Source organism: Robertmurraya kyonggiensis (assembly GCF_005116465.1).
Lineage (GTDB): Bacteria > Bacillota > Bacilli > Bacillales > Cytobacillaceae > Robertmurraya > Robertmurraya kyonggiensis.
Genome location: NZ_SWBM01000010.1, coordinates 67,045 through 91,385, shown reverse-complemented (window position 1 = coordinate 91,385; position 24,341 = coordinate 67,045). Strand labels below are relative to the sequence as shown.

Below are 24,341 nucleotides of genomic sequence, written 5' to 3'. Positions count from 1 at the left end.
TTCAAAAGCATTATCCGGTATTAGCTCCGGTTTCCCGAAGTTATCCCAGTCTTACAGGCAGGTTGCCCACGTGTTACTCACCCGTCCGCCGCTCAAGCATATTGAAAGCAAGCTTTCAATACGCAAGCGCTCGACTTGCATGTATTAGGCACGCCGCCAGCGTTCGTCCTGAGCCAGGATCAAACTCTCCAATAAAGAGTAAGAATTAGCTCTAAAATTTTTTCGCGTTAGCGAAAATATTTTTCATTAAAATAAAACTAACGTTGACGTATGATTTGTTTAGTTTTCAAAGTGCAATAATGATTTTTTTCGAAAGAAAAAATATCATTCATTCGTTTTCTTTTAGAAAACTTTTTTCTTCATCGCCCAGAAGCGACTTTCTCAATATAACATATCAAGAACTTTCAAGTCAACAACTTTTTTAAAACTTTTTTCGTTTTATGTAAGCTGTCCTTAGCGACGTTTATTAATATATCAGTATAACAATATGTATGTCAACACTTTTTTAAAGACTTTTTTAAAGACTCTTTGAAGTACGCAAATAAATTAAACATTCTTCCGATGGTGCAACCCTTTTAAATAACGCAAATAGGATTTTATACCGTTCCTCCATCGCTCTTTTCACGATATGGTCAATCCTCTCATCATCTAAGTCAAACAGGATTTCATCCATTTCTCTTTTAATTAAGTATTGAATTTCTTTAACTTCTTTATCATTTATTAGCATCCCTAGCACAATAACCACCCCTAAATATTAATGGTTATTGTAGTGTTTTCCATTTTGATTATTTTTATGACGTCTCTAACATATTTTTCCGAAATCCGCATACCTATGAGACAAGGAGTGTATTGGACGAGGTGATCAAAGTGAACTTTTTTTATGTATTGAATGGCAAAACAGTTAAGCAATTCTTTCTAGTTATTATCGCTGCATTTTTTACTGCATGGTTTTTGTATTTAGAAAACTACATTCATATCCCTACTTTCTCGGATAAGGATGAACCTAAAGCCGTTTATAAAGGAGAACGAAACGTTGCTTTAACCTTCAACATTGGATGGGGAGATGAAAAAGCCGAACCGATTTTGGATTTATTGCAAAAAGAGAAAGTTACGGCCGCAACCTTCTTTTTATCTGGATCATGGGCTGAAAGACACCCTACTTTGGTTGAACGCATTATCAAGGATGGATATGAAGTCGGAATTCTGGGCTATAACTATGTGGACTACACCGAGGTGGAAGAAAAAGAAGTTCGTAAAGATATTGCAAAAGCTCTAGAAGCCTTTAAGAAACTAAACGTTAAAAACATAAAGTTGGTACGTGCTCCTACAGGTCATTTTGACCAAAAAACATTAAAAGTTGCTGATCGCCTTGGACTTACATTGGTTCATTGGAGTTTGAATTCAAACGATTGGACCAACCCAGGCGTGGATACCATCGTAAGGAATGTCTCTTCCGCTAAGAAAGGCGATATTATTCTTTTTCACGCTTCCGATTCAGCAAAACAAACAGCACAAGCACTCCCCAATATTATTAAAGATTTAAATAAGAAAGGGTTAACCTTTGTGACCATTTCAGAAATGATCGCTAATGCAGACGCTAGTTCGAAGGAAATAAAATGAAGCCATCCATTACTTGGAAGGCTTCTTTTCTTGTGCAGACTTTTGATTTAATTTATGTAGAATTAATAACTGATAAGCGTTGCATATTAATAATGGAAAAAGCATTAAGTAGAGCCAACTGTGTTCATTAACTCTTAAAACAGGCATCCATTCAATCACAGTTACAACCACCATAAAGAAAACTGCTGGAACGAAGGCTTCTTTGTTCGTTTGCTTTGCTTTTACATACGCTACAACTAATGCAACTATGAGCAAGAACAATGTATCAATGAAATACGGGGTTACGTTTCCTTCAAACGCTTTATAGCGGAAATAGACGAGATCAAATAAAACAAAAAGGACTAGAACAATTTGAACAGCGTTCCATAATTTAACCCCTTTAAATATTCCAAGACCAAATCGGTGAACCGTTAAATAAGCAAAGAAGCCCATTTGACTCACCAAGCTGAAAATTAGACCGACACCAAATAACCAAAATAAGGTTGATAATATTTTAAGGATATCAAAATCCGTAAAATACACTTGAAATTCATCCCAACGGACAATAAATCCTAGAATTCCAGTTACAAGCCCACCCACAAGCAATGTGGAAAAAAATAATTGAACAATATAACGGCTTTTCACGTTTTCTTTTCCTCCAAGATTCTAGATTCCCCTTTCGATTGTACCAACCAAAGATTGAAAAATCTAGGCATTCGATGAAAACGCATAAAAATTGTCGAATTTCTTCATCCTAAGGGTAGAAAGGCTTAAAAATTGTCTACTTCTAGCATTTTTTGAAAGGAGCTTTATTATGAGGAATAAACAAAATCTGCTCCTCATTCTTTTACTTGCATTCGCCTTAGCTGGCTGTGCTCAATCGGACGCAGCTAGTCGGGAGTTGGACTATGAAGAAACGAAAAAGATGGTTGTCGATATTTTAAAAACAGACGATGGAAAAAAAGCTCTTCAAGAAATCATGGCAGATGACGGGATGAAGGAAAAGCTTGTGATGGATCAAACTGTTGTCACCGATACAATAGAAAAGACACTAGCTTCTGAAAAAGGGGCAGAGTTTTGGAAAAAACAATTCGAAGATCCCAAATTTGCTGAAGCTATGGCAAAAGGGATGCAAAAAGAACATGAGGAGCTACTAAAGAATTTAATGAAGGATCCAGAATATAGGGCTATGATGATTGGGCTCATGAAGGATCCAGAATTAACAAAAGAGGTCACAACCTTATTGAAAAGCAATGAGTATCGCAAAGAAATTCAATCTGTCATGACAGAAACATTTGAAAGCCCGCTCTATAAAGCTAAAATTGAAGATATTTTACTGAAGGCAGCAACCGAGCAAGCCAAGAGTGAAGAGAAAAAAGAAGAAGAGAAATAAACGAATGAGGATGCCCAAGTGGACATCCTCATTTTTATTATGCTAATTTATCAATAACCTTTTTCGCAATATCCGCGTAAAGCTTACCAATTTTATGATCTTCCTGATAGATGGATGGTGCAAAATCGTTCTCATCCCAATCAGGTTGACCCAGTGGCAACTGACCTAATACTTCCGTTCTTAGCTCTTCAGAAAGCTTTTCTCCTCCACCTTGACCAAAGACATATTCTTTTTCGCCAGTTAACTTACTTTCAAAATAAGCCATGTTCTCAATGACACCAAGGATTTCATGTTCAGTTCTTAATGCCATCGCTCCAGCACGAGCAGCCACAAATGCTGCAGTTGGATGTGGTGTAGTGACAATGATTTCCTTACAAGAAGGCAGCATAGAGTGAACATCTAGAGCAACATCACCTGTTCCTGGTGGTAAATCTAATAATAGATAATCTAAATCAGACCACTCAACTTCATTGAAGAAGCTGTTCAACATTTTCCCTAGCATTGGTCCACGCCAAATGATTGGTGCATTATCTTCAACGAAGAAACCCATAGAGATAACTTGTACACCAAAACGCTCTACAGGGATAATTTTTTCCCCTCTAACAACTGGACGTTGTGTAATTCCCATCATATCCGGGACGCTGAAACCATAAATATCCGCATCCACTAAGCCTACTTTTTTCCCTAGTCTTGCTAAGGATACAGCCAAGTTCACAGAAACCGTAGATTTACCAACGCCACCTTTTCCACTCGCAATGGCGATGAAAGTTGTTTTGTTATTTGGAGACAAGAGACCTGCTGACTTCTCTTCTTGAACAGTACGGTGCTGTGCCAACACTTCCTCTGAAAGCTGAGAGAATCGAATTCCTACGGATTCAGCACCCGCCTCTTTTAATAAAGCAACAACTTGTTGTTGTAATTGAAGCTGCTCAGAAGTACCAGTTTTAGCAATCGCGATTTTGACACTTACATGATTCTTTTCTTCTTTAATTTTGATTTCTTCGACCGCGTTTAATTCCTCGAGCGTTTTATGTAAAAAAGGTTCCTTTAATCCGTTAAGAATCTCAATAACTTTTGCTTCTGTTAACATCTGTGACACCCCTTCTTGTATTCGTTTCCAATATCAGTATATCATATTTCACTAGGGTAAAGCTGTTAAATGCATCACACCCTATATAGCTTTTTCAAAATAAAAGAAAGGTGCGCATACACCTTCCTACTCAGGTTCGACTAGTTCTTCTTCTTGGGAATAGTAGCGGAGGATTCCTTTGTAGACCGAAGCCGCTACCTTGTCTTGATAATCATCACTTTGTAAATTTTCGCGTTCTGTAGGGTTCGATAAGAATCCAACTTCCACGAGAACTCCCGGTTTTTCAGCATATTTCAAAATGTACACTTGATTAATTGGCTTCGCTCTTCTTGTTGTATTCTCTAAATTAGTCCGAAGTTCGTCCTGAATGAATTTTGCAGCACGCGCATTTTCAGAAAGGTGACCTGCATAGAATGTTTGCGCTCCGCTCCATTTTGGGGAAGGAATGGCATTAAGATGAATGCTTACATAGAAATCTGATTCCGATTCATTAATCATTTTCAATCTTCTTTTTAAATCCTCGGTCTTTCTTCTACTAAGCCCTTTTGTATCTTCATCTGCCAAATCCGTATCTTCTTCCCTTGTCATCATTACGAGGGCACCTTGCTGCTGCAAATAATCCCGGAGCTTAAAAGAAATGTTCAAGGCGATATCTTTCTCTATTGCATCCCCGCCTTCAGCTCCTCCGTCCGGTCCACCGTGTCCTGGATCCAAAAGAATAATCTGTCCTGACAAAGGCAAATTCCACGGTTTAATTGAGTCATCTTCTTGAAAATCATATTGTAAAATAAAAATTAACAACGTAAGACCTACAAGGAATGCCCCTATTTTTAATCTCTTACTCATTTGCCTTAATCAGTCCTTCCTGCTCGTCCTTTACATTTCAATATATGGGACAAGAAGGATGATTAGAACAATTTTAAAACGAAAAGTGGAAGCTCCTTAATGCAGTCTTAATTTATGTCTTCTTTCACCCGTACGAAAGCCTTCCATCCACCAGCTTTCAATATACTGTTCACATAAATAATAGAGTGATTCACTGTACACCGCTTCCGACCCTTTGCCCCAATAGAGCAAAAAGTTGTAAAGCGTGTCAGCTAGATGCTTTTCTTCTTTGCGGCAGCGTTTCTTCACGTCCTGGGCAGACTCGCCATAATACCCAAAACGGCTAAAATGAGCGCCCAACAAATAGGATTCTATCGCAACGTCGTAGCAGGCCTCTTCAACACCCGCCTGTAGTAATAGAGTCGACGTTAAATCAGATGAGCCAAAATATTGAGTAACCCGTTCCTTCAAATTCTTTAACGAAATTTCCTTTAACACTGATTTTTCATATTTAAGTTGTTTTTCTCTTCTTTTTTCATTAAAGGTTGTAACCACATTCACTGATTGCTCACCCCTTTTCAATAGTCTTTATCGACATGAAAGGAGACATACCAAAACAGCTCCTGCCAAATTTTATTGCATGAAAAATCCCCCACACACAAAGATGCAGGGGATACATTTTATAACTTTTCTCCATTTGTTGCGATGACGTCCTTGTACCAGAAAAATGACTTTTTCTTCTTACGTTCTAAAGTTCCACTGCCATCGTCATGCTTATCTACATAAATATAGCCATAGCGTTTCGACATTTCACCAGTTGATGCACTCACTAAGTCAATACAGCCCCAGCTTGTATAGCCCATCATATCCACGCCATCTTCATTGATTGCATCACGCATAGCTGCAATATGCTCGCGTAAATAATCAATGCGATAATCATCTTGGATAGAACCGTCTTCCTCTAACTTGTCATACGCCCCTAATCCATTCTCTACTACAAATAGCGGTACTTCATAACGGTCATACAACTTGTTCAAAGCCACCCTTAATCCAGTCGGATCGATTTCCCAGCCCCAGTCACTTGCTTTTAAGAAAGGATTCTTGATTCCAGATAAAATATTGCCATGTGCTTTATCTTCATCTGTCTTGACTTTCTTTTCTGTCCGAGACATGTAGTAACTAAAGGCAATATAATCAACGGTATGTTCTTTGATAAGCTCAAGGTCGCTTGCTTTAATTTCCAACTCAATATTATGCTGTTCGAAGTATCGTTTAATGAAAGGTGAATATTCTCCACGTACCTGTACATCCGCACAGAAATAGTTGAATAAGCGCTCCTCTTGCAGTGCATATAATTGGTTTTCCGGATTGCTATCGAAAGCATAGACTGGTGCGTAAATTATCATACAGCCAATTTTCGCATCTGGAATGATTTCATGACAGGCCTTGACGGCAATACTGCTTGCTACAAACTGATGATGAAATGCTTGGAATGTTGGTCGGTAACGATCTTCTTCATTTTGAATCGCAAAACCCAACCCCATAATCGGCATCATCAATCCACTGTTAATTTCATTAAAAGTCATCCAATACTTCACTTTATCTTTAAAACGGTTAAAAATCGCATTTACATACCGTTCAAAGAAAGTCACAACTTCACGACTTCTCCATCCACCATATTCTTTTACTAAATTAATTGGCATCTCATAATGTGAAATCGTGACAACCGGTTCAATGTTATATTTACGAAGTTCATCGAAGACTCGATCATAAAATGCTAAGCCATCTTCATTTGGTTCAAGCTCGTCTCCATTAGGAAAAATTCGTGTCCACGCAATCGACATTCTGAACGCTTTAAAGCCCATTTCAGCAAACAATGCGATATCTTCTTTATAACGATGATAAAAATCGATCCCTTCATGATTAGGGTACGTGTATTTTGAATGATCGATTTCAAAATTAAAACCAGGCTCAGAAAGTACTTTGAGTCGCTCTTTACCACCAGGAAGAACATCTGCAATATTTAATCCTTTGTTTCCTTCATGAAATCCACCTTCCATTTGGTTCGCAGCCGTTGCACCACCCCATAAAAAACCCTCTGGAAATCTTTTATTTGTTTGTGCCATTGTTATTCCTCCTCTTCACAGATTTTTAATTCTCTAGATTTTCTCCATTAGATTGAATCACTTGCTTATACCAATGGAAACTCTTCTTTTTCAATCTCTTAAGCGTCCCGTTTCCTTCATTATCCTTATCAACGTAAATGTAACCGTAACGTTTTTTCATTTCACCAGTAGAGGCACTGACAATATCGATTGGGCCCCAGCTTGTGTACCCGATGATCTCAACTCCATCTTCAATTGCTTCAGCTATTTCAGCTACATGCTTAGCTAAGTAATCAATTCGATAATCATCATGCACTTCCCCGTCAGGTGTAACCTCATCTACAGCCCCAAGTCCATTTTCTACGACAAACAAAGGCTTTTGATAACGATCATAAAGTTGATTTGCCGTAATACGGAAGCCTTTCGGATCAATGGTCCAGCCCCATTCTGATTTTTCAAGATAAGGATTTTCAACAGAACCAAATACGTTTCCACCAGTCATCTGTTTTAAGATTTCAGGGTCTGTACTTGTGACACGACTTGCATAATAGCTAAAGCCAATATAATCAACAGTGTGATTCTTTAAGATCTCTTCATCTTCAGGCTCCATTTGAATGTTCAAATTGTGATCTCTGAAGAAACGCTTTGCATAACCTGGATATTCACCACGTGATTGTACATCGATAAAGAAGAACGACTCGCGATCTTTTTCCATAGCACTATAAATATCCTCAGGATTACATGTATATGGATACGTTGAACCCGCAGCCAACATACAACCGATTTTTGCGTCTGGGATAATTTCATGACACGCTTTAACCGCTAGACTACTTGCCACAAGCTGATGATGAGCAGCTTGGTATTTAATTTGGTTTTGGTCTTCACCTTCTTTGAACACTAGTCCCGCACCGACAAACTGCAGGTGAAGAAGCATATTAATCTCATTAAATGTCATCCAGTACTTCACTTTTCCCTTATATCTTTCAAAAAGAATCGTTGCGTACCTTTCAAAAAACTTCACAAGTTCGCGGCTTCTCCAGCTACCGTATTGCTCTACTAAATGGACTGGAACATCGAAATGTGCAATCGTCACAACTGGCTCGATCCCGTATTTCAATAATTCATCAAATACATCATCGTAAAATTGAAGTCCCGCTTCATTTGGTTGCTCATCATTTCCATTTGGAAAGATTCGTGTCCAAGAGATGGATACACGGAGCGCTTTGAAGCCCATTTCGGCAAATAACGCGATATCCTCCTTATAAGTATGGTAAAAATCAATTGCTTCATGGGAAGGGTAAAAATACCCTTCCATAGGTCGCAATGAATCTACTTTTCCTAGCATAAGTTCGAAACGTTTTTCACCAGTTGGGAGTAAATCAACAGTGGTCAAACCTTTTCCACCTTCTAGATATGCTCCTTCTACCTGATTTGCAGCAAGCGCACCGCCCCACAAAAACCCTTCTGGAAATTTCGTTTTTGCCATTTTAAAAACTCCTTTCAATCCATTTTTTAAGCCTGAATGAGTAGATCTCCCACGTTCAATTGAGTTTTAAGTGTTGTCTCTAATTGGTAGTCTCCTTGATTTGTAATCACTACTGGCGTAGTAACCGCAAATCCAGATTCTTTAATCTTCTCAATATCAAATTCAATCAATAATTGCCCTTTTTCTACGCGCGCCCCTTGTGTCGTATGGGCTGTAAAATATTGTCCATTAAGTTGTACAGTATCTAAACCAATATGAATGAGAATTTCTGTTCCTTCTTCTGTTGTAATTCCAATTGCATGATTCGATGGGAATAAGGCAGATACCGTACCTGTTACAGGAGAAAATAATTTACCTTCTGTAGGTTCGATTGCCACGCCTTTTCCTAAAGCACCAGAAGCAAAAGCTGCATCTTCAATATCTCTTAAGTTCATCAATGTACCTTGTAACGGACTAGCTACGACTACATTTTCTACTTTTACATCAGACTTTTTTGCTTCGATCGGTGTTGTTTCAGAAGTTTTTTCTTTTCCCACTCCAAATAGATAAGTAAGAATGAACCCTAGTAAGAATGCGACTACAATCGCGATAATGCTACCCCAGAATCCTGTGCCAATTCCTGATTCAGGATGAATATAGGATGGAATCCCGAAAATACCTAGACCACCAACCATATAACCCATCGTACCGAATATTGCTAAAATAGCTCCACCTACAGCAGCTGCAATACAACTAATGATGAACGGCTTTTTCAAAGGAAGTGTTACACCATAAATCGCTGGCTCAGTTACACCGAAGATACCTGAAATAAAGGCTGGAATACTCAAAGACTTTAATTTCTTCTGTTTTGTTTTTAACCAAACACCAAGAACAGCACCTGTTTGAGCAAAGGAAGCCGCGAAAATCATCGCTAAAATTGGGTCTGCACCTTGTGTAGCAAGGTTATTAATCGCAACGGGGATAAGGCCCCAATGTAGACCAAAAATAACGAATACTTGCCAAAAGGCTCCTAAGAAAATTCCTGCAATAATTGGACTTAAGTTGTAGATACTTGTTGTTGCTACCCCTAATAGCTGTCCTGCCCATGTGGCAACTGGACCAATCACGATAAATGTAATCGGAAGCGTAATTAGTAATGCTAAGAATGGTACAAGGAATGTTTTTACGACATCTGGAATTACCGTCTTTAACCAATTTTCAACTTTCGCACCAAAGTAAGCAGCAATGATTACTGGAATAACGGAAGATGAGTAAGTCATTAAGATAACCGGAATGCCTAAGAACGTAATATGAACCGGTGACTCAAACAATGTCCCTGCAAAAAGTGTGTATAGCGGTTCGCCTGCTGTTAATCCAGATAATGTTGGATAAACCAAGGCTGCTCCAATCGCCATCCCGACAAATGGACTGCCACCGAATTTCTTGATTGCTGTATAGCCTAAGAAAATAGGCAGGTAATAGAATAAAGAATCCCCGATAGCGTTTAAGATTTGATACGTACCAGAAGTATTTGATAACCATCCTAATGCTACAAATAACGCATTAAAACCCTTAATCATCCCTGTTGCAGCTAAGACACCTAAAATTGGTGTGAAAATTGCTGCGATAATATCAATAAATTGATTGAATGGGTTCTGCTTTTTGCCATCATCTTCTGCTACTGGTGCTGAAGACTGGAACCCACCAGTTTCCACAACCGCTTTATATACATCTGGCACATGGTTGCCAATAACAACCTGGTATTGGCCGCCGCTTTTCATAACGGTTACAACGCCATCCATATTTTTTAGTACATCCGTGTTTGCTTTACTTTCATCCTTTAGCTTAAACCGTAAGCGCGTAATACAATGGACAACACTGTTAACATTTTCTTTTCCGCCAACATTTGAAATAATGTCTTTTGCTAATTGCTCATATTTCATCATTGACCCCTGCTTTCATTTGTATTTTTTATAGTTACTCTTTTCGCACCGTGTTTTTTGCTAATTTGAATAAAAGTTATAAGTCCTTAGCGAGAAAAGAGATGGCTAATTCAGCAATTTTTTTAATACGCTGTCTACTTATTGATTGTTGTTTTTTTCGTCAATGTCCTAATTTTTTTCTTCGAAAAAAATCTAAAGCCGACATTTACACCTCAAACGAGGCGCTGCCACCTTCAGGTGGTTCAGTGCTACATATCATTTTTGCACTGCACTTTTCGCTACCTTTTATTGTTTTTAAGACGCAATATTGCTAGACATTTAATCAATTTTTATCTTAAAGCAACACTCTTTGCGAAAAGAGCCTTTTAATAAAAAAACCTGAACCAATTTGAACACACAAATAGTGCATTTCAAATCGATTCAGGTTATGCCCAAAAAGGTAACATTCCTTTTAAGTTATTAAGTTTGTACCTAAAAGATATCATCGTATTTTCAAAACGTCAACGCTTTCATTATAAAAATATTTTCAATTTTTCTGATTCAATTCATGTCGTGCTGTAACCCTATGAATATGAACAGTTAGATAAATCTCTTCATCCTTTGTCAGATTCCAATTGAAGCTATTCTCGAGATATAATGTGATTTTCTTGGTGCATACAAAGGCTTCAACATACTTTTGCTGAATCTGTTCATAAAGAAAAGTATCTGCTCCATCCTCATGTTTTTCATTGCGAATAAAGCGGATCGCAAAGAACCGCAGATGAGTGAGGAATCGTTCGTAATTGACAGAGCTCTCATCTAATTCCATTTTAAAATGGTATTTCACGATATTCAAAATCGTATTAACTATTTCTGTGATTTGAATGGCTGCTGCCATATTTTCTCCAGAGAGCTGACTATTGACCAAGTGCAAAGCTAGAGAAGCAGCCTCATCCTCGCCAAGCCTCACACCAGTATCCTTTTCAATGATTTCTAACGCTTTTAAAGCCACCTGGTATTCTTCTTTATAATACTTTCGAATTTCCCAAAGGAGAGCATTTTTCAAATGAATTCCTTGCTTATACCGGCTAATCGCAAAGCTTAAGTGATCCGTTAATGCGACATATAGGTACTCGTCCAATTTATAAGGAAGAGCAGACTGTGCATATTGGATAATTTTCGAGGAGATGCCCAAATATAGCTCAGAAGTATCTGCTAACAGCTTTGCTAGTTTCTCTGCAATTCCATGGGTCTCCAGCACAAATGTCTTCTCGATTTTCGAAATATCGATCGCATCGCCTATTCGTTTCTGAAATGCTAGTCCCTTCCCCATTACAACAATTTCCTGGTTATCGACGTTATTCGTCACTACCACATTATTGTTCAATATCTTTCTGATTTCCATATCTAACTCTCCTCTAATCCCCTATAGAAAAGCGTAAACACAGGAATTACACCTGGAATTATTAAAAAAAACCTAAAATTGACAAAAGAATACCCTTAGGATACCCTCTCACAAAATTAGGTTTTGCCTGCCGAACAGTAACAATCCAATTTATTTGATTGAAAACGGTTACTAACATTATTTCACCAAGATTTTGAATTGTCAAGCGTAGTTCTTTTTACATAGAAAAAATCCCCCGCACACAAAGGCGCAGGGGGTAAATTTATTATGAAGCATCCTCAAACTGACTGTTATAAAGGTCAGCATAGAAACCATTTTTCGAAAGTAGCTCTTCGTGATTACCACTTTCCACAATATCTCCATCCTTCATCACAAGGATTAAGTCCGCATTTCTAATTGTGGATAACCTGTGGGCAATTACAAAGGACGTCTTGCCAACAGTTAGCTTATCCATTGCCTCTTGAATCAACACTTCGGTACGAGTATCAACCGAGCTTGTTGCTTCATCCAAAATAAGCAATGGCGCATTTTCAACTACTGCACGGGCAATCGTGATCAACTGCTTCTGCCCAGCAGATAGGTTTGCTTTGTCATCAAGGACTGTGTCGTAGCCCTTAGGCAATGTTTTTATAAAATGATGTAGACCTACTGCTTTACATGCGGCCTCAACCTCTTCATCACTTACGCCCTTTTTAGAAAAGACGATGTTCTCACGAATTGTTCCTTCAAACAACCAAGTATCCTGAAGAACCATACAGAAAAGATCATGAATATTTTCGCGAGTGAGATTTCGAATCGGCACACCATCAATCAAGATTTCACCATCGTTGATTTCATAGAAGCGCATGAGTAGATTCACTAATGTTGTCTTACCAGCACCAGTCGGACCAACGATAGCCACCTTTTGACCCGCTGTTGCTTTTGCTGAAAAGTTATTAATAACTAACTTATCATCGCTGTAACCAAAGCGGACATTTCTAAACTCGACATCGCCTTTGGCTGTTTCAAGTCTTTCGTGTTTATCACTTTCATCCTGCAATTCTTCCTCAGCAAGAAATTCAAATACACGTTCACTTGCAGCGGCAGTAGATTGTAGTCCAGTTGCAGCTTGTGCAATCTGAGCAAGCGGTTGTGTGAATAAGCGGATATACACCATAAAGGCGACAATCACACCAAATGAGATGGAGCCATTATGAGCAAGCACAGCTCCCACAATCGAAACGACAACATAGCCAAAATTCCCAACAAACATCATAAGCGGCATCATCAGTCCTGACATGAACTGAGACTTCCACGCGCTATCATACAATTTCGTATTAACATCATGGAATACGTTCTTCGCTTCCTTCTCGCCGTTATAAACTTTCACAACATTATGCCCCGTATAAACTTCTTCAATATGTCCATTGAGCTTCCCTAGATGTTGTTGTTGTTGAACAAAATATTTCTGTGATTTTGAAATAATGGAACCCATTAATACAAAACCGACAATCGTCGAAGCGATGGCAGCTAACGCCATAATCCAGTTCGTGTAAAACATCATAATGAGTGAGCCAAGGAACATCGTAATCGAACCAACAAGTGTCCCCAAACTCTGATTCATCGTTTGCCCGATCAAATCAACATCATTTGTAACTCTACTTAAAATATCTCCATAACTCGTTTTGTCAAAATATTTAAGTGGCATGCGATTAATCTTCGTTGAAATATCCGTACGTAAATTCTTAGCTACGCGTTGCGTAATTGTTGCCATAATGAAGCCTTGGGCATAATTGAACACAACTCCGACACCATACAATATCGCTAAGAAAATAGCTACATCCACAACAGCATCCAAATCAATCTCTGTCATAATTCCTTCTACAATAATGTCAGTGATCTGACTAAGATACTCTGGCCCTATAATATTGAAAATAGCCCCCGCCATTCCCAACACCAATGCTAAAATAATCAGCGGCACATAGGATTTACAATAAGCGATCAACTTCCTCATCGTTTCTTTAAAATTTTTCGCTTTGCCTCCACCAGGACCCATCGGGCCACCAGGCATAGGACCTGGACCATGCTCTTCTTTTTGATTAAGAGGAATCTCTTTTTCTTTTTTAGCCAATTTCAAGCTCCTCCTTCGATAACTGGGAATAAGCGATTTCTTGGTAGACACCACAAGTCTTCATCAGTTCATCATGTGTACCAATGCCAACAACCGCACCTTCGTCTAGCACAACAATTCGATCTGCGTCCTTAATCGTCCCAATACGTTGAGCCACAATTAAGTTGGTGGCATCTTTAATTTCCTTTTTCAATGTCGCTCGCAAGACTTTATCTGTTTTATAATCAAGCGCTGAAAAAGAATCATCAAATAGATAAATTTCCGGTCTCTTATACACAGCTCGTGCAATCGACAATCTTTGTTTTTGTCCCCCAGAAATATTCGTGCCACCTTGAGCTATCGTTGCCTCATATTGGTCTTCCATTTTTTCTACAAAGTCAGTACCCTGTGCAATTTCAACAGCCTTCTTGACGGCTGCTTCATCTGGTTCTGCTTTCCCATTATCTCCATAGTCAACATTGGAAGAGACAGTACCAGAAAATAAAACGGCCTTTTGCGATACATATCCAAGCTTATTGTGTAACGCTTCCTGCGTATATTCTTTGACATTCACACCATCAACCAACACTTCTCCCTCTGTCGCATCATAGAAACGTGGAATCAGGTTGATTAAGGTACTTTTTCCGCTTCCTGTTGAACCAATAAAGGCTACTGTTTCACCCTTCCCAGCCTTAAAGCTAACGTTATGAAGGATATAATCTGACGCATCTGGATACTTGAAGCTCACATTACGGAATTCCACTTCGCCTAAGATGCCGGCCTTTCCTTCGGTTTGATCCCCATCAATAATCTTTGCTTCAGTATCTAGCACTTCATTGATACGCTTCGCAGAAACGGAAGCACGAGGGAGCATAATAAATACAAATGAAAGCATCATGAATGCCATAATAACCTGCATGGCATAAGACATGAACACAACCATATCTGAGAACAATGTCAATCTATCTTGTAAAGCAGCACCATTAATAAGGTAGGCACCAATCCAATAAATCGCAAGGCTCATTCCCGACATAATGAGACCCATACCTGGTTGCATAATCGCCATCATTCTATTTGTGAATAGGTTCGTTTTCGTCAGATTGTTATTCGCTTCTTCAAATTTAGTTTCTTGGAATTCCACAGCATTATAGGCGCGAACAACACGAATCCCGGTGAGGTTCTCTCTTGTTACACGGTTTAAATTATCAGTCAGAGTCTGGATGATTTTAAACTTCGGTAAGGCAAAAATCACAATGAGTGAGAGCATCAAAATCAGTAATAGCACAGCAACTCCTGTCGTTGCCGTCCATTCCCAACTTTTCCCCATGATTTTTAAAATTGCCCAAACTGCTAGAATCGGCGCCTTCACAAGTGCCTGTAGACCAATCGCAATAAGCAGCTGAATTTGCGTAATATCATTTGTCGAACGCGTAATCAAACTAGGCGTTGAAAAACCATTGATCTCTTCCATCGAAAAAGACAACGTCTTGTCAAACACCTTTCCACGGATTCGCACAGAAAATCCTGCTGCCACTTTGGCTGCAAAGTAACCAACAATAATCGCTGTTACCAAGCTACCAACAGCACACAATATCATGTATACACCGTTTAGCAGAATATCGCTCATGTCACTGCCTTCTGTTTGAACGAGAATCGTGATCTCTTCCATATATTCAGGTAACTTCAAATCGAGCCACACTTGGGCCACGATGAAGATCAAACTACAAAATATGAGCATCCATTCTTTTTTCTGAAGATGCTTAAAAATTTTCAGCATGCTTTTACCCCTTCCTTAAGGCTCTATTCTGGATTTGTAATTTCATTTATTCGTTTTAGAATTCGAATTAGTTCTTTTGCATCTTTCTCGCCTAATTTCTCAAGCATTTGTTCTGTCATACCTACCACTTCTTGCCGACGCTTGATCAAAAAATCCTTTCCCGCGTCAGTCACTTGCACGATCACCATTCTCTTGTCATCCGGATTACGACTACGTTCAATATATCCTTTTTTCGATAAGCTATTTAGAGCACTAGCAACACGCGGGGTCGTGAAACCTAATTGCTCACTTAGTTCGCCCGCTGTGACACCGACACCTCGGAACATAATATGCCCCAATATCCTCATCTCGCCTTGAGAGATACCTCCAATTTTTTCATGAATCGGCATCTTGAAGGTGTTCTTCATAGTAACAAGTAGTTCAAACGCTAACTCCTTGAAATCCATAACACTCCTCCTGAATTTATCTAACACTATTAGATAATACGCTCATTGATATCCTTTGTCAAAAAAAAGGCTCTTTTCTCAAATATTGTTGCTTTGAAAGATAAAATGAAGGACAAAATCGTTATTTCCAGTAGACTCGTTATCGAAAAAGTTTGAGAAAAGTGCTGTGGACTTTCTATGCGTGGGATTATGCCCTGTATGAAACGGAATGGTCGGCATTAGGACCATTCCATAACAATAATCCGTACGAAAACAGCAAAAAAGACCTCCAAGAAAATATTCTCGGAAGTCAATAAAATTAGTTCTTTAATGCTTCATATTTAGCCACAACTTCTTTAGTTAACTCGTTTGATGCATCTAAACCAGATACTTCTTGTAGTGTTTGAACAACACCATTTTCTTTGATCATCTCTTGCAGCTTACCTGCATCCTCATCTCCAGAGAAATCAAATAGCAATGCAGCAGCAATCGCCTTCGCTAAGTTTGTGTAAGATAGACCTGCTTTTTGTGCTTGTAATGCTGGGCGTACAAGCCTGTCTTCATGACCAAGCTTACGAAGTGGAGAACGACCTACACGTGTCACACCATCATTTAAATGAGCATTTTCGAAACGACCAATGATTTTATCAATGTATTTCTGATGCTCTGCTGGATCTAGGTTGTATTCGTTAATTAGGTAAGCACCAGTCTCTCCTAGAGTTGCCTTTACTTGCTTGTAAATTTCTTCATCGGCTAATGTTTGGTCGATTGTTTCCTTCCCTGCAAGGTAACCGAAGTATGCAATCACAGCATGTCCAGTGTTAACAGTAAATAGCTTTCTTTCAATGAAAGGTGCTAATTCAGGAACAATTGTCATTCCTTCGATATGTGGAATTTCTTCAGTTGTTTCCACAACCCACTCATAGTAAGGCTCAACAAGAACATCAAGGGAACCTTCGTTGTTTTGAATTGGCACGATTCGGTCAACCGCTGAATTCAAGAATGAAACTTGAGCTAATACCTTCACTTTTGTTTGCTCATCAAGGTGTTCCATGATATAGCCTTTTAAAAGATCAGTCGCTGAAATTTGGTTTTCACAAGCAATCACATATAGCTTTTCACTAGATGATTCTACTCTTGCTGTTAAACCTTTTGCAATTAACGGAGCAATTCGTGGAAGAATGTTTGGTCCAATGGCTGTTGTTAAAAAGGCAGCATCCTTAATCGCATTGATCACTTCTTGTTCTTGCTTTAGATTATTTAACCCAGAAACATTTTCAATCGTTACAGATTCTTTTGCATCTGTTGCTAATTTCACTTGATACTTCTTTTCTGCATTCAATTGATCAATGATTGCATCTGCAATGTCTACGAAAGTTACATGGTATCCAGACTGTGAAAAAAGAGCTCCAATAAATCCTCGACCGATATTTCCTGCCCCAAAATGTACTGCTGTTTTCATCTGAATCATTCCTTTATCTATAAATTTTAAAATTACTTTCCAGATACTTCACAAAAATCGATTCTAATCTTTTATTTATTAACTCCTCATTTGCTGAGGAAAATATAAGCAGAGCCTCATCCGTTTCAATAATGCTCGTACTAATCAAGCTTAATATTTCCTGTTCTCTCTGGCTTAATTCCGCTGGTGCGAGCATGAGAAGCAAGTTTTTCATCCACACATCGTTTCCATCCATCCCTTTGACAAGACAGGGGTTCGGAAGGTGAGCAATTTGGAAAACAAGTTGATGAACATGCTCATTCCTAGCATGAAAAAGAGCAATGTTCGTCTGTGGAATTCCGAGACCGCCTTTTTTGCTCCGCTCCTTCAGGGAATGCAAAACATCCTTTGGTTCTGTCAGCAAATGTTCCGCTTCAGCCTTTGCAAGCATTGCTTCCAGAATATCCTCTTGACTTCCCCATATTTCCATCCGATAGAAGCGAAAATTTTTAACGATCGCCTCAATGCTTTCTTGAACATCCTTCAATTCTCGCAACATCTCTACTAACCCTAGATTCTGTTCAGTTGAATTAGGCTCAGACGGAACAGTTTTTAAATAACCTTGACCCTTCGTGATCGATTCAATATGATTCTGCAAAAATGTTTTAATCGTCTTGATATTATCCTCTGTCAAAAGAGGGTTTACTAAGACATATTCCGTTTTCACAAATGGCAGACGGACCGTTGATAGAATCATATCATATTCATCAAGGTCCACCTGCTCTGTGATTTCCTTAATGGATTTGATATCAATCAAACTAATTTCACTGATTTCCTTTTTAATTCGGCTCGCAAGCATTTTCGAAGTGCCAATTCCCGTCGGACAAATAACCAATGCTTTAATCGCCATATTCTCTTCCCGCATTACGAGAGCAGAACCAAAATGGAGAACCATAAAAGCAATTTCGTCATCAGGAAAATCTTCGATATCCTTGAATTCCTTTTCAACGCTATTTTTCACTGCCATAAAGAGTACCGGATATTTCCCCATAATCTCCTCTTTAAGCGGATTAAAGGACTCCATTTTTTGTTTAATACGGAATAAGGATGGTCCCGTATGGGCGAGCAACCCTTGAAAAAGTGAAAAATCCTGTGTTAAATCAACATGTATTTGCTCTGAAACAGACTGAATCATGTTTTTAATCATTTGCGCAAGGACAATGCTGTCATAAGGTACCCCTTCAGCTCCTCGGAGCTTCGTACCTTTAAGTATGAGCGCCAAATAAAAGAGGTCATACTCTGAAAATTCTACGTCTATTTTCTGTTCCAGTTCACTAGCAATGGTCTGCATGACTTCGAACTCAGCCACAACTTCATTCTCAGCGATGCAAGTATCTTCTTCAATGAAGAAATCCTCGTCAATTCTCTGAAGTGTGATATAAATATGTAATACGATTTCCAAATAGCCACTATCAGCAAGTCGACCGGGCGCACCTTGAAAAGTTGCATTTACAAGCGAGTTCACTTCCCAAAGAAGTCTTGCATTAAAATAGTGCAGAACCTTTTCTTCGGATAGTCTCCCTTGTTCCAGTAAAAATAGTTTTTCAATTAATTCCTCATGGAAGTATTGCAGGAAAAAGTGGACGATCGCTCTACGACGGTTTGATTCTGCCCCATTTAGTTCGACACCTACTCCTCTTTTTCTCGTAAGCTCTAGTTGAAAATGGCTTAACCATTCTGCTAACTCATCGAGATAAGTAGCGAGAGTCGCTGTACTAATTCCAAGATGGCTGGATAGCACTTGTGTTTTATACAAATCTTCTTCTAGAACAGCAAGTAATAGACGAAGCTTACGTTCCTGTAACGGTTCATCAATTAGCTCACTCCTGGCTAAATGCTGAATGAGACGGAAAATCTGTTCATCCTTCCCTTCAATCACTAGCCCTTGGTTCTTGTTGCGGGTCAGTCGAAGATCAAAATGTTGAAGGATCTTTTCTACTGACTTTAAATCTCGTTGAATTGTCCTAGCACTTACATGTAGAGAAGACGCAATCGATAAAGCCGTGTGCTTCCCTGATGTTTTAATAATCAGTTCAATAATGGCTTTCTCTCTCGAAGTAATATGCATAGTTATCAACTCGTTCCTAAAGTAAAGTGACGAAAAACGCTGAAAAGAAAAGCGCAAATATACGCTTTTCTATTCAGCCAGTTCATATCATTTATTTCTTGCCAAGAATATCGATAATTTCCTGTGCAGTCTTTGCACTAACCAATTTTTCGATATTTTCCATATCTGAGCAAGTTACTGCAATTCCAGATAAGATTTCAAGATGTGTGCCGTCTTTTCCAGCGATACCGAAAACAAGACGAACTTTTTGACCATCAAAATCTACACCGTTTGGAATCTGAAGAACCGTGAAACCAGATTTCAATACTGCCTTCTTTGCATCTTCTGTACCGTGTGGAATCGCAACATCGTTACCCATATAAGTAGAAGTCATGTTATCACGTTCAATCATTGCTTCAATATAGCTCTCATCGACATAACCTGCATCGACTAATGCTCTACCAGCAAAACGGATGGCTTCTTCTTTATTAGCAAATTCTTTGTTAATGAAGACATTTTCCGGACGAAGTAAATCATCTGAATGGTTTTCCTGTTCTACGTTATCCGTACCCGCTTCTTCTGCATCATCGACAATTTCATGAAGTTCAGAATTAGCTGGGAATTGTAACTTACTAATTAAATTATCGTACTCAGGGCTAGATAAGAAGTTGTCCACTGAAATATGATAAGCATTTGGTACTTGTTTGCGCGCTCTTGGCGTTAATTCTTCTTGCGTAATAACGATTTGCGCATCAGCTGGAAGATTACTGATAGATGTATTTGTTACATTCACATTGATTCCAGCTTCTTTTACTTTTTTACGAAGAAGTGATGCACCCATTGCACTTGAACCCATTCCCGCATCACAAGCAAAGATAATTTTTGAAACGTTATCAGGCATAGCTCCTTGGTTCTCTGTTAAAGCACCTGCAACCGAGCTTTTCTTGCCTTTCATTTCTTGCATTTTTTGAGTAGCAGCTTCAATATCATCTTCGCTTTGCTTACCTGTTTTTAAGATAAAGGATGAAACGATGAATGATACAACTCCTGCTACGATAACACCAGCAAAGTTAGCAATATACGCACTTGCATGATGAGGTGTTACCGCTGTAATCGCAAGAATACTTCCTGGTGATGATGGAGCGAATAATCCGCCACCAAGCATAACTAATGTGAACACACCGCTCATTCCACCAAGGATAACTGCAACAATAAGAAGTGGACGCATTAGAATATACGGGAAGTAAATCTCATGTATACCACCAAAGAAGTGAATAATTCCTGCACCAGGTGCTGATTTTTTTGCAGCCCCTTTTCCAAAGAACATATAAGCAAGTAGGACACCAATACCAGGTCCAGGGTTTGCTTCAAGAAGGAACAAAATAGATTGTCCAGTTTCTTTTACTTGTTCGACACCAATCGGTGAAAGAACACCGTGATTGATTGCATTGTTCAAGAACAATACTTTCGCTGGTTCGATTAAGATACTTGTTAATGGTAGAAGTCCTGTTCCAACTAACCAGTCAACTCCTGCTACTAACCAATCTGTAAACGTAGAAATAACTGGGCCAATTCCTAAGAATGAAAGAATCGCAAGGATTGCACCTAGAATTCCAGCAGAGAAGTTGTTCACAAGCATTTCAAAGCCTGCACGAACCTTTCCTTCGATCCACTTGTCGAACATTTTGATTACCCATCCACCAAGTGGACCCATAACCATTGCACCAAGGAACATTGGGATTTCTGAACCTGCGATAACCCCCATTGTTGCAATTGCACCAACAACAGCTCCACGCTGGTCGTGTACAAGCTTACCACCTGTATATCCGATAATAATTGGTAATAGATATTTGACCATTGGGTCAACCATATTGGCAAGGCTTTCATTTGGCCAGAAGCCTGTAGGTATGAATAGTGCTGTAATTAAACCCCATGCGATAAATGCTGAGATATTCGGCATAACCATGGAACTTAAGAAGTTTCCAAACTTCTGTACAGCCACTTTTATATTAGACTGAGACATGTTACTCTCTCCTTTAATTTTCGAGTCGACTATCATCGTAACCTAAAATGAAAGCACCATCAACAAAGTGAAAACCCATAATTGTCGCACGCATAATGACAAAAGTAGTGTTTCTCAAAAATAAGGAAGGTATTCATTTACAGAAATGGTAGAGCAAGCTTAATCATTAATATCCAAATGATTTATAAATCCGCTTGTTCAAATGTTTTTAACCTAGTAATTCCTCTATCATTTTTTCCAATTTACCTAACACCATTTAAAGACACGTCCCATAAAATAGGGTAATCATGTTTACGAAAGAAGAGGTGTAGTTTAATGCTTCATAAACTCATTCGGTCATGTTGGTTATTATGGCCAAAAGAACTATGTGTTTTTAACATAATTAAGAAAATCGATCTCGAGCACCATCACACACACGATCATGACCATGATAATGAACACGACCATCATCACAATCATACGCAGTCCTGCACTATTATCAAAGAAGAATTTTGCGGGAATTTTACTGATGGAGAAGAAATGGTTTGGCAGGCTCCTTCCAACCATTATCTACAGGGAACCTTTCAAGTTTTCAATTCCTCAAGTAGTGTTGCCGATGTAACGGTGTCTATCGATGCTACTCCATCTATTATCCTCCCAGCAGTCAGACCAGGCTTTACGATTTCTAGAGCAGCCATAAACCCAACTTCTTTTACAATCAATGCCCCTCCTGGTTCCAATGGCACTTACTGCATTACTCTTTATAAAGTTCTACCCTTCCATCATCACGAACCGGTTGAATAAAGGAGAGTTATAGTTATCGTTTAATGAAATAACATATTTCAATTAAGCTGGACAAGCATACACTCCTTTTAAACTCTCTTCAATATTCTAGTAATAGAAAAGATAGAAAACCCTTATACTCATTTATCTCTACATATAAGCACAAGATTTTAACCACTTATGTTTGTAGAGAGAACCCTAAATCTATCTTTTACTACTTAAGAAAAGGAGAATGTTCAATGTCTTGTAATTCAAGTGGTTGTTGTCCCGAGCCGGAGATTTTCCAAGAAGAATTTTGTGGAAACTTTAGTGGAGCATTAACAGCTGAAGAAGTTTGGAGTGCCCCAGCTGGTGCCTACATCGCTGGAACATTTCAGCTATTCAATTCTAGTGGAAGCACTGGGCCTGTCACAGCAGCAGGAGACGCAACACCTGCCATCGCTTTAAGCTCTGCACCAGGGAATACTGATACCCAATCTGTCAACAATCCGACTTCGTTTACAATTACTTCAGCTGATGGTGACAGTGGGACGTACTGTATTACATTGTACAAGCGTGTCTTAGCTTAAGGTAGGAGCTTATTTCATTTTAAGGAGGTGGATAAAAATGAAATCGAAAAAAAACAGAGGAAGCTGTTGTCCACCATGTCCGATTGTTCAAGAGATCCTGTGCGGAAACTTTAATGGTCCCTTAGACAGCACAGAAGTATGGAGTGCCACAGCTGGCAGTTATCGTTCAGGAACATTTCAATTGTTTAACGACACTTTCAGTTCAGGAACAGTGACCGCTACAGGAGACGCTACCCAACCAATAACTTTGAGCGCATCACCAGGCAATACGGATACTCAATCTGTGAATAGCCCGACTTCCTTGACCATTACCGCAGGCGTAGGGGACAGCGGAACATACTGCATCACACTGTACCGAAGTCTTTGTAACGTAGCTCCTCCACCACTTGTTTGTGATGTCTTGGCATATGTCACAAATGGTGGAAGTGATACAGTTTCAGTTATCGATACCGCAACAAATACTGTAATCGCAACAATCCCAGTTGGGGATCAACCGTTTGGAGCCGCTATTACACCAGATGGGACACTAGTCTATATCACAAATATCCAGGGGGATACCGTATCAGTGATCGATACCATGACAAATACCGTTATAGCCACAATTCCTGTTCAAAATGCTCCAATAGGAGTGGCCATCACACCTGATGGGACACGTGCCTATGTCTCAAATGAAGCCAGCGCCTCGGTATCAGTAATTGATACGTCAATTAACATGGTGATCGCCACTATCCCAGTGGGCGGGTCGCCGTTTGGAATTGCCTTTACACCTGATGGAACACGTGCATATGTTTCCAATCAATCCGGTTCGATCTCAGTGATTAACACTGCGACAAATACGGTAATTGCAACAATCCCGGTTGGCGGTGCTCCAAACATGATAGCGATCACGCCAGATGGAACACGTGCGTATGTCACAATTGAATTAAATGATACGGTTGTGGTCATTGATACAGCATCCAATACAGTGATTGATACCATCCCAGTTGGTGACAGTCCTGAAGGAATAGTAATTACACCAGATGGAACACGCGCATATGTTTCTAATTTTAACAGTGGCAACGTGTCAGTGATCGACACCATGACAAATACAGTAATTGACACAATCCCTGTGGGTAGCATTCCAAGGGGAATTGCTGTCACACCTGATGGCTCACTTGTGTATGTCACAAATTCTGGTTCTGGTTCTGTGTCGGTAATTGACACAACCACAAATACGGTAATCGCTACAATCCTAGTCGGAAGTGGTCCAAGGGGAATCGCGATTGGACAAGTATGTGACGGAACATAACCACCTTGCACCGTATTGAGGCCCCCGCGTAATTGTTACCGGGTAGCCAGATCCCA

The 24,341-nt window shown here is 39.3% G+C and carries 21 protein-coding genes and 1 rRNA gene; 6 read left to right on the top strand and 16 right to left on the bottom strand.

Annotated elements, in window-relative coordinates:
* Both FA727_RS22565 and FA727_RS22560 read right to left on the bottom strand, forming a co-directional pair.
* Nucleotides 1-195: ribosomal RNA gene (locus FA727_RS22565) — 16S ribosomal RNA — on the bottom strand; the annotation flags it as partial.
* A gap of 322 nt (nt 196-517) precedes the next feature.
* Nucleotides 518-736, bottom strand: a complete 219-nt coding sequence (locus FA727_RS22560; RefSeq protein ID WP_136833716.1) for a hypothetical protein — start codon at nt 734-736, stop codon at nt 518-520.
* 131 nt (nt 737-867) lie between these two features.
* Here FA727_RS22560 and pdaB point away from each other — a divergent pair, with 131 nt between their 5' ends.
* Complete coding sequence (pdaB, locus tag FA727_RS22555; protein ID WP_136833715.1) at nt 868-1,620, top strand: polysaccharide deacetylase family sporulation protein PdaB; 753 nt, start codon at nt 868-870, stop codon at nt 1,618-1,620.
* 9 nt (nt 1,621-1,629) lie between these two features.
* On the opposite strand, the gene FA727_RS22550 is transcribed toward pdaB, so the two are convergent.
* The gene (locus FA727_RS22550) at nt 1,630-2,244 is read right to left on the bottom strand and encodes a KinB-signaling pathway activation protein (protein ID WP_136833714.1); all 615 of its coding nucleotides are present in this window, start codon (nt 2,242-2,244) and stop codon (nt 1,630-1,632) included.
* Between the two features lie 169 nt (nt 2,245-2,413).
* Here FA727_RS22550 and gerD point away from each other — a divergent pair, with 169 nt between their 5' ends.
* Nucleotides 2,414-2,992: a spore germination lipoprotein GerD gene (gene gerD / locus FA727_RS22545; RefSeq protein ID WP_136833713.1), complete on the top strand. Its 579-nt coding sequence runs from the start codon at nt 2,414-2,416 to the stop codon at nt 2,990-2,992.
* 37 nt (nt 2,993-3,029) lie between these two features.
* Here the strand turns inward: gerD and salA are convergent, their stop codons facing one another.
* From salA to FA727_RS22495, 10 genes are all read right to left on the bottom strand, one after another.
* Nucleotides 3,030-4,082 (bottom strand): iron-sulfur carrier protein/transcriptional regulator SalA, encoded by a 1,053-nt coding sequence (gene salA, locus FA727_RS22540; protein ID WP_136833712.1) that lies wholly within the window; start codon nt 4,080-4,082, stop codon nt 3,030-3,032.
* 126 nt (nt 4,083-4,208) lie between these two features.
* Nucleotides 4,209-4,928: an N-acetylmuramoyl-L-alanine amidase CwlD gene (cwlD, locus tag FA727_RS22535; RefSeq protein ID WP_136833711.1), complete on the bottom strand. Its 720-nt coding sequence runs from the start codon at nt 4,926-4,928 to the stop codon at nt 4,209-4,211.
* A gap of 96 nt (nt 4,929-5,024) precedes the next feature.
* Nucleotides 5,025-5,468, bottom strand: a complete 444-nt coding sequence (locus tag FA727_RS22530) for a YbaK family protein (protein WP_136833710.1) — start codon at nt 5,466-5,468, stop codon at nt 5,025-5,027.
* A 119-nt stretch (nt 5,469-5,587) separates the two neighbouring features.
* Complete coding sequence (locus tag FA727_RS22525) at nt 5,588-7,033, bottom strand: glycoside hydrolase family 1 protein (protein WP_136833709.1); 1,446 nt, start codon at nt 7,031-7,033, stop codon at nt 5,588-5,590.
* A 25-nt stretch (nt 7,034-7,058) separates the two neighbouring features.
* Nucleotides 7,059-8,498, bottom strand: a complete 1,440-nt coding sequence (locus FA727_RS22520) for a 6-phospho-beta-glucosidase (protein WP_136833708.1) — start codon at nt 8,496-8,498, stop codon at nt 7,059-7,061.
* A gap of 26 nt (nt 8,499-8,524) precedes the next feature.
* Nucleotides 8,525-10,420 (bottom strand): beta-glucoside-specific PTS transporter subunit IIABC, encoded by a 1,896-nt coding sequence (locus FA727_RS22515; protein WP_136833707.1) that lies wholly within the window; start codon nt 10,418-10,420, stop codon nt 8,525-8,527.
* 526 nt (nt 10,421-10,946) lie between these two features.
* On the bottom strand, nt 10,947-11,804 hold the full coding sequence (gene licT, locus FA727_RS22510) for a BglG family transcription antiterminator LicT (RefSeq protein WP_136833706.1): 858 nt from the start codon (nt 11,802-11,804) through the stop codon (nt 10,947-10,949).
* Between the two features lie 265 nt (nt 11,805-12,069).
* A complete protein-coding gene (locus tag FA727_RS22505; protein ID WP_136833718.1) occupies nt 12,070-13,854 on the bottom strand; it encodes an ABC transporter ATP-binding protein in 1,785 nt (594 codons plus the stop codon).
* 52 nt (nt 13,855-13,906) lie between these two features.
* On the bottom strand, nt 13,907-15,670 hold the full coding sequence (locus FA727_RS22500; RefSeq protein WP_136833705.1) for an ABC transporter ATP-binding protein: 1,764 nt from the start codon (nt 15,668-15,670) through the stop codon (nt 13,907-13,909).
* Nucleotides 15,671-15,693: 23 nt separating this feature from the next.
* Nucleotides 15,694-16,116, bottom strand: coding sequence for a MarR family winged helix-turn-helix transcriptional regulator (locus FA727_RS22495; protein ID WP_136833704.1), 423 nt, complete (start codon nt 16,114-16,116; stop codon nt 15,694-15,696).
* Between the two features lie 161 nt (nt 16,117-16,277).
* Here FA727_RS22495 and FA727_RS25010 point away from each other — a divergent pair, with 161 nt between their 5' ends.
* Nucleotides 16,278-16,412: a hypothetical protein gene (locus FA727_RS25010; protein ID WP_281280942.1), complete on the top strand. Its 135-nt coding sequence runs from the start codon at nt 16,278-16,280 to the stop codon at nt 16,410-16,412.
* Nucleotides 16,413-16,414: 2 nt separating this feature from the next.
* On the opposite strand, the gene FA727_RS22490 is transcribed toward FA727_RS25010, so the two are convergent.
* The 3 genes from FA727_RS22490 to FA727_RS22480 form a co-directional block, all read right to left on the bottom strand.
* Nucleotides 16,415-17,557 carry a mannitol-1-phosphate 5-dehydrogenase gene (locus tag FA727_RS22490; protein ID WP_136833703.1) on the bottom strand — a complete coding sequence of 381 codons (1,143 nt, stop codon included), beginning with the start codon at nt 17,555-17,557 and terminating at the stop codon, nt 16,415-16,417.
* 13 nt (nt 17,558-17,570) lie between these two features.
* Nucleotides 17,571-19,664 carry a BglG family transcription antiterminator gene (locus FA727_RS22485; protein ID WP_246042018.1) on the bottom strand — a complete coding sequence of 698 codons (2,094 nt, stop codon included), beginning with the start codon at nt 19,662-19,664 and terminating at the stop codon, nt 17,571-17,573.
* A 91-nt stretch (nt 19,665-19,755) separates the two neighbouring features.
* Entirely contained in the window at nt 19,756-21,666 is a 1,911-nt protein-coding gene (locus tag FA727_RS22480) for a PTS mannitol transporter subunit IICBA (RefSeq protein ID WP_136833702.1), read from the bottom strand.
* Nucleotides 21,667-21,981: 315 nt separating this feature from the next.
* Between FA727_RS22480 and FA727_RS22475 the strand changes: the two genes are divergently transcribed.
* The 3 genes from FA727_RS22475 (at nt 21,982) to FA727_RS22465 (ending at nt 24,285) form a co-directional block, all read left to right on the top strand.
* The gene (locus FA727_RS22475) at nt 21,982-22,449 is read left to right on the top strand and encodes an S-Ena type endospore appendage (protein ID WP_136833701.1); all 468 of its coding nucleotides are present in this window, start codon (nt 21,982-21,984) and stop codon (nt 22,447-22,449) included.
* Nucleotides 22,450-22,667: 218 nt separating this feature from the next.
* Nucleotides 22,668-22,997 (top strand): S-Ena type endospore appendage, encoded by a 330-nt coding sequence (locus tag FA727_RS22470; protein WP_136833700.1) that lies wholly within the window; start codon nt 22,668-22,670, stop codon nt 22,995-22,997.
* Nucleotides 22,998-23,034: 37 nt separating this feature from the next.
* On the top strand, nt 23,035-24,285 hold the full coding sequence (locus FA727_RS22465) for a YVTN family beta-propeller repeat protein (protein ID WP_136833699.1): 1,251 nt from the start codon (nt 23,035-23,037) through the stop codon (nt 24,283-24,285).
* The last annotated feature ends 56 nt before the right edge of the window (nt 24,286-24,341 follow it).